We start from the raw sequence: 4,904 nt of genomic DNA, 5'->3' as shown, positions 1-4,904 counted from the left end.
AATATGCAGGAGATCTCTTTTAATAGGTATATATAAAATTTCCTGTGTAATTTCTGGACAAATTCCATCCTATCAATCTAACATTCTTAAGCCCTGTAAGTCAATTTTGGCCGTGAACCATTTAGCTCTTAGCTGATAGCTCATACCTGCCTGCAGCAGGCAGGGTAAAGGTTTTAAAACCATGAGCTAAGAGCCATGAACTGGTTTTAAAAGGATTCAAGGATTCAAGGGTTCAAGTGAGTTTAAGAAGCTTGACCCCTCGACCCCTTTCCTCGGTGTCAGGTGATTTTGCCATGAACTATGAGCCATGAGCTATGAGCTAACCTGGCTCGTTGACATAAAAGATTTTTTTATATAAAGTAATGCTCGATATGTTCAGGGTAGGTGTGATATCTGATACTCATCTTGGTAAGGTAACCAATGATTTCAAAGAAAAATTACAGAGATTATTTAATAATGTAGGCATGATAATACATGCAGGCGATATGACAGGCATAGAGGTCTATGATTATCTCTGCAATTGGGAACTTAAAGCGGTGAGAGGGAACATGGACGATTTTGAGGTAAAGGCCATTCTTCCTGAAAAAAGAATAGAAGAAGTTATGGGGAAGAGGATTGGGATAATACACGGGAGAGGTTCTCCCCATGGTATTGAAAACGTGGTATTCAGCGAATTCAAAGATGTAGATGTTATAATCTTTGGACATTCACACATCCCTTTAAATATTAAAAAGGAGGATGTGTTTATGTTCAATCCCGGGGCTTTTAGAGGTTCTTATTCGTATAAAGGAACAGTGGGCATGATGGAAATAGAAGATGAGATTATCTTGCGACATATTGAGATTCCATGAATATTAATAACCAATTAAAGAACAATAACCAATTATCAAGCACCAATAACCAAACAACATCCAATAATCAATTTTCCAAGCTCCAGACAGATTCCAGATTGACTATTGTTTTTCGTTTGGTTATTGAGATTTGGTTATTGATGATTGTTTTTCTCTCTGGAATTTGTAATTTGGTCATTGGTTATTCTTATTTAAGGTGGTACCACTGATGGATTCAGTCTATCTCGCTTTTCTCTGGCATATGCATCAACCATACTATAAGAATCTGTATACGGGAGAATATCTCCTTCCATGGGTTTTACTTCACGGAACTAAAGATTATTTTGATATGGCTTATCTCCTGAAAGGATTTGAAGGGTTAAAGCAAAATTTTAATCTTGTTCCTTCGCTTTTGTTACAATTGCTCGACTATGAGAACTTAGATGCGAAGGATAATTTTCTTGAAATATTTAAGAAGGCACCTAAGGATTTGTCCGATACAGAGAAGACGTTCTTGTTGATGAATTTTTTCAGTGCCAACTGGGAGAACATGATAAAGCCATATCCGAGATATTATGACCTCCTGAGGAAGAGGGGTTTTTACTATCCCAGAGAAGGAATAGAAAAGATAAAAGGGTATTTTACTGATGAGGAACTGCGGGATATTCAGGTACTCTTTTTTCTCTCATGGATAGACCCTGTTTTCTTTGATTTATATGATGATCTGAAATCTTTGAAGTCAAAAGGTCAGGCATTTAGCGAAGAGGATAAAAAAATATTAGAAGGTGTGCAAAAAGGCATTTTAAAAGGCATCATACCTCTCTACAGAGAGCTTGCATCAGCTGGTAAAATAGAAATATCCACATCACCATTTTATCATCCTATAATCCCATTGCTTATAGACAGTCAGGTTGCAAGAGAGGCAATGCCGAATGTGGAGTTGCCTGAAAGGCTTTTTGCAAAGCCTGAAGATGCGTCTTACCAGATAAAGAGGGCCATTGAACTTTTCAATGGAATATTTAAATCTGCTCCGAAAGGGATGTGGCCTCCGGAAGGGTCTGTGAGTGATGATGCGCTTAAATTATATATGGAACATGGAATAGAATGGGTGGCAACAGATGAAGAGATTCTTTTTCAGAGTTTAAGAATGGAATGTAAAAGGGATAGGGATGGTTGTTTGTTTAATCCGGAAATTTTGTATAAACCATACAGGTATGAGAAAGCAGGGAAGTACATAAATGTTGTATTCAGGGATAAGGGTCTTTCAGACCTGATATCTTTTCATTATTCAAGGTGGGATCCAAAGGAAGCTGCGAAGGATTGCATAGCGAGGATAAAGAAGATTGGAGAATCTGTCAGAGGAAAGATAAGGATGCCACTCATTACGATTGCTATGGATGGAGAGAACGCCTGGGAAAATTACAGGAACGATGGAATAGATTTTTTAAAATACCTCTACGAGGGGGTATTAAAGGAAGAAAATATTATATCTACTACTGTATCCGATTATCTTAAAGATGCGGGAGATTATGGGGTTCTCAATCACAGTTATGCAGGTTCATGGATCGGACACAATTTCTCTATATGGATTGGCCAGGTTGAAGATAATACTGGATGGACCTTGCTTTCAGAGACAAGGGATTTTTTAGAGGTCGAAGACCCTGATAAGAAAAACAAGGACGCCTGGGAATCTATCTATATTGCAGAGGGAAGTGATTGGTTCTGGTGGTATGGTGATGACCACTCTTCTGAGAACGATGATATATTTGATTTTCTTTTTCGTGAAAGTCTTTCGAATGTGTATAGATTCCTGGGGAAACAGCCGCCAGAAATACTGAGCATCCCTATTATCCTTGAGGATCGGGAGGTAAAACCTTTAAGGGAACCCGTGAACTTCATCTATCCTAAAATAGACGGGGAAGTAACAAATTATTTTGAATGGATGGGCACGGGATTTGTTGAAGGAAAAGGGCACGGCGTGGCAATGCATGAGGCTGTCTCACTTATAACGGGATGCTATTTTGGATTCAATGAAAATTCACTATTTTTAAGGGTGGATATTGATAAAACCTTTATACATAACATTGAGGACGTTTCCTTTGAGGTCAATTTAGTGGGGAAAGAGTCCTTAAAGATTATTTATTATATTGCAAATAAGGTAAGGGAAAGTTTCTTAAAGAAAGAAAACGGAAACTATGAATCGAGAGACCTGCCCATTTCTATTGAATTTTCGGAAATTTTAGAGATAGGTATCCCCTTTGATGTGCTCGGTTTGACAGAAAAGGAGAAAATAAATATATGGGTTTCGTTGAAGATAAAGGGGATGGAAGTGGATAGGATTCCTAAAAGAGGATATCTTTCTACCGGTAAGCCTGCAAAGACGTTTGAGATGGAGATGTGGTATGTGTAAAATAGCTGAGAGCTGAGAGCTGAGAGCTGAGAGCAACTGCCTACTGCTTACTGCCTACTGTTTCTGAAGGAACCGCTTCAGGTATGATTCCTGTTTCTTCGATTGTCGAATTTATTGCAATAGTCAAGAAGGCAACAGCTTGAGAATACGGGCAATTCTTTGTGACCTCAAGCCCCAGAGCTACTTTATGCTGGTTTATCAATGCATAGTAGGTAAGAGATTTTCTTTGTTCCTTGTGGACAGTATTTTCGCTTGCTGTGTTGGTATTATTCACCAGAAAGTGGTAATTATTATCCTTTATTTTAGAGTTTATTCTTCGGGCTAACCTTTGAGCAAAATTTTCTAATTCGAGTTTTTCACCGTTTGGCAGGTCAAATGACGGTGTGTCAATAACATTACATTGCCCCCATCTCTTGGGGTTTCTTTTGTGACTGATCCAGGTAGGTGAATAAAAACCTCTGCCCTGATGGAGATTCAGCACATAATCGGCGTTTTTAATCAAAGATTTGGCCAGGTTTACCACTTTAAGGTCAGGGTTATTCTGGTTTCTCTCAGGCATGTCAAAAAGGCGATTCATATCGCCACCAAGACCATTCCGTCTTTGTGCTGTTATTGCAGGCAGGTTTAAGCGGGGAACCACAATAAGATTCCCCTTTTTTATTTTGATATTGATATATCTATCTGCGACCATAGGACATGAAGACTCATCCCCGTGTATGCCAGCAATGATTAGAAGCGTAGGTCCCTTGCTTTCTCCTTTGATAGAATAGACCGTAACTTCCTGATTGGTGCCACTAAAATATTTTTGAACCTTTTGAGGAGATTCTACAGGGGAGTTGCAACCTGTTTGGGACAAGAGGCAGAATGAAACAACAATGATGGTTGTCAGGAAGTTTTTAGGAAAATGTTGATTCGCCAATGATAAGCCACCTGGTATTTTCCTTCTTTAAATAGAATATTTTTTTCGATTCACTGTCAAAGTTATTCGAGTGGTATTTTTGCCGAAACCTCACCACAGCGATCTCTCCTTTGTATTCCTGTGGCATGAAGATTGCGGTATTTTCGATGTTCACCTTTATGACCTTTTTCGTGCTGTTCACCCTCTCTTTGTGCTGTTTAAAGGCACTGTAGCTCATCCCATCACCGCTGATAAAGTCAGGGGCATAGAAGCTTAAATACCTTTTTGTATCGATACTCTCCCATGCCTCCCTCCATGAATTGAGGAAGGTCTTGAGTTCCCCTGATAATTCATCCTGGTTCTTCTGAGAGATAGCTTCTACCTTATCCACAATCACGATCGGGGTACCGTTTGGTTTGACATAGGTAGAGAGCTCTTGAAGGGAGCTGTTGTCAATAACTATACATCCTTTTGTATTCAGGAGGTCTTTCCCTATATTCTTATCAGCACTATGTCCGTTAAGCCAGATACCGCCCCCCTTCTTTCCCTCTTTTTTCGCAAGGAAGTTGGGGTAATTGAGGACAAAGGCACCATAGCCATAGGTCTTTGGCACTTCTTTTTTAGGGATAAATCTTATGAAAAAGAATACCCCTTCAGGGGTAGCTCTATCCCCTAATTTTTGTTTATTCTGATGGTTTGCACCGACGATGCACCGGTAGGTTTTGACAAGGGAAAACTTCCCACCTGCAAACCTGAAGAGGGAGAG

4 protein-coding genes are annotated in these 4,904 nt (G+C 39.4%); 2 read left to right on the top strand and 2 right to left on the bottom strand.

Going from position 1 to position 4,904, the window contains the following annotated elements:
* Positions 1-371: 371 nt before the first annotated feature.
* Both NTU69_02525 and NTU69_02520 read left to right on the top strand, forming a co-directional pair.
* Entirely contained in the window at positions 372-851 is a 480-nt protein-coding gene (locus tag NTU69_02525; protein MCX5802404.1) for a YfcE family phosphodiesterase, read from the top strand.
* Between the two features lie 208 nt (positions 852-1,059).
* On the top strand, positions 1,060-3,240 hold the full coding sequence (locus NTU69_02520) for a glycoside hydrolase family 57 protein (protein MCX5802403.1): 2,181 nt from the start codon (positions 1,060-1,062) through the stop codon (positions 3,238-3,240).
* 40 nt (positions 3,241-3,280) lie between these two features.
* On the opposite strand, the gene NTU69_02515 is transcribed toward NTU69_02520, so the two are convergent.
* A complete protein-coding gene (locus tag NTU69_02515; GenBank protein MCX5802402.1) occupies positions 3,281-4,159 on the bottom strand; it encodes a succinylglutamate desuccinylase/aspartoacylase family protein in 879 nt (292 codons plus the stop codon).
* The coding region (locus tag NTU69_02510) for a L,D-transpeptidase family protein (protein MCX5802401.1) at positions 4,137-4,904 on the bottom strand (768 nt) is incomplete at its 5' end. The genes NTU69_02515 and NTU69_02510, both read right to left, overlap by 23 nt.

The sequence above is a fragment of the Pseudomonadota bacterium genome, assembly GCA_026388215.1.
Lineage (GTDB): Bacteria > Desulfobacterota > Syntrophorhabdia > Syntrophorhabdales > Syntrophorhabdaceae > JAPLKF01.
The sequence above is the reverse complement of the archived record's forward strand: the minus strand, read 5'-3'. Positions and strand labels throughout refer to the sequence as shown.

Coding starts and splice junctions, on each gene's coding strand:
- NTU69_02525 (MCX5802404.1), top strand. CDS start 372: ATGTTCAGGGTAGGTGTGATATCTGATACTCATCTTGGTAAGGTAACC.
- NTU69_02520 (MCX5802403.1), top strand. CDS start 1,060: ATGGATTCAGTCTATCTCGCTTTTCTCTGGCATATGCATCAACCATAC.